This window comes from Candidatus Parvarchaeota archaeon, from assembly GCA_016866895.1.
Classification (GTDB): domain Archaea; phylum Micrarchaeota; class Micrarchaeia; order Anstonellales; family VGKX01; genus VGKX01.
Genome location: VGKX01000187.1, coordinates 1 through 1,920 on the forward strand (window position 1 = coordinate 1; position 1,920 = coordinate 1,920).

Sequence of the window (1,920 nt, forward strand, 5' to 3'; positions counted from 1 at the left end):
GGCCTCATGTTCCAAGTCACTCCGATTGCCCTGCTAAGAAGGTTGTTCACGGCAAAAATATATGTAAAGCCTATAGACGCCGATGTCCTGAACCATGAGAGATAATTTTCAGCTGCCTGGAACATTGTCAGTCCCTGGTATCTTGGCAAATCCGCAAACAGTGTCGGGGACACGTTGCAAATGCTCGATACTGTGACAACAACCCCAATTGAAATGAGGGCGGTCAGTATAATCTGGTAAAGCTCGAATTTTGCCCAGGCGTGGAACTGGGGGTTTTTCAGTATTGTTGAAATCATGTAAATTAGGGCAACTAGCACTGATGAGCCTATCAGTGCAAAGGCAACGCCAACCAGCCAAGGCTGCCATGCCGTGCCAAACATGCCCGGGTTGTTGCAAACTTCAAAAGCTATTCCCTGAAATTCATTTGGCATGATTCATCCCGCCGCACTTTTCATAAAGGCCGAATACAGTAAATTATCTGTCCGTAACATTAACTATCCACGTTTTCAAAGCATCCTTAGCAAGGAAGACAGGTTCAGGTCAGAGTCCAGGAACTTGGCAATCTCCCTAATTGAAGTCATTGTCACAAACACATTCAAAAGCGTCAAGAGCATGGAGACAATCACCAGAAGATAAACAAGGTCAAAAATGTAATAATACACGCTTATGGCAATGCTTGTCAGGATGACTGAGGAGAAAACCGGGGCTGCAAGGGCCATAAGCCCGGTGACGTATGTTTTTGCAAAAACCGCAGTCAGCACAAGGCCGCTTCCTGTCAATACCGTTCCCTTGAGAAGCGTGTTTATCACACTTGAGCCATATGTCTCATATGCGCAATCCCAAAATCCCGTAAAGTTGCAGCTTGACCCTCCCCTGTCAAGTGGATTTCCGTAATGGGCGGTTGTGATTACCTGGTTGACTGTCAGCATGAAGGGGTACACAAAATAGAGCCCTACTGCAATTGCTATTATGGCCCCTCCTGCGCTTCTTGTGATTGGAAACGCGCGAAGTATTATGCCAAGTGGCATAAATACAGTCAGCATCTGCTGCTTGATGAAGCAAAGGAGGAATAGCTGGGCAAACCACTCCCACAATGCAGCCATCATGAAATTCACAAGAAGCCCTAATGCATCAAGTATGGGCCTGAACATCGGCGCAAGGGAAAACGACAGGCCAAACCCTCCTGCCCTGAGGTTGATTTGCATGTTGCCAAAAACCCCTATCGCAATGTTCATCACATTGAGCGTCAGGAAATTTGACAGTATGGTTGATTCAATCACCTTTGCATAATCCATTCCGTTGTCAATAAGTGTTACATTCGGCCTTCCAGTCACTGCGGAAAGGGTCGTATCAATAGTCAATCCAAAAACCACAAATCCCGCAATTATCAGGGCAGAGGCCGCAGTCTGGAAAAGACCCTCTTTTGCCCAGGCAATGATTTTTGGCGAGCTTAATGCGGAGCCTGCCATGTACGCAAGTGCAATCATGAGCACTGAGCCCATGAGGACAATTCCGGAAAGAAGCAGCCAGTTCGGCCCTGCCGCCGCACTGCAGCTAAATGGCGTGAAATTGGAGCCGATATCTGGCAAGAGGGACTGGGAAAAAAGCGGCAATGCCAGTACGCTGAGAATTGCAAGCCACATTGCCAATTTTTTCACATCATCGCCCTCAAAATCTTTGCTTATTTAACACTCCAACTATCAACAATCGGTTTCCCGGCATACTATATGAGCCTTGTAAGGCCGGCAATCTCCGCGTCCCCTCCGAATAGTGGGGAGGCAACCTTTATACTTGCAATCGTAACCATCAGTGAAACAAACGGCATGAAAAGCGTGAAAAGCATCAGCCTTGCAGTGTTGTCAATAATTCCATTGAACCCAAGAAGCTCGTCGCCAGTGGCAGAGGCTTCCAGAACAGAGT

At 47.3% G+C, this 1,920-nt stretch carries 2 protein-coding genes; both read right to left on the minus strand.

Going from position 1 to position 1,920, the window contains the following annotated elements; all coding sequences use genetic code 11:
* A partial coding sequence (locus tag FJZ26_05750) for a hypothetical protein (GenBank protein MBM3229912.1) occupies positions 1-431 on the minus strand: 431 nt, incomplete at its 3' end.
* Between the two features lie 75 nt (positions 432-506).
* A complete protein-coding gene (locus FJZ26_05755) occupies positions 507-1,658 on the minus strand; it encodes a hypothetical protein (GenBank protein ID MBM3229913.1) in 1,152 nt (383 codons plus the stop codon).
* Positions 1,659-1,920 lie beyond the last annotated feature (262 nt).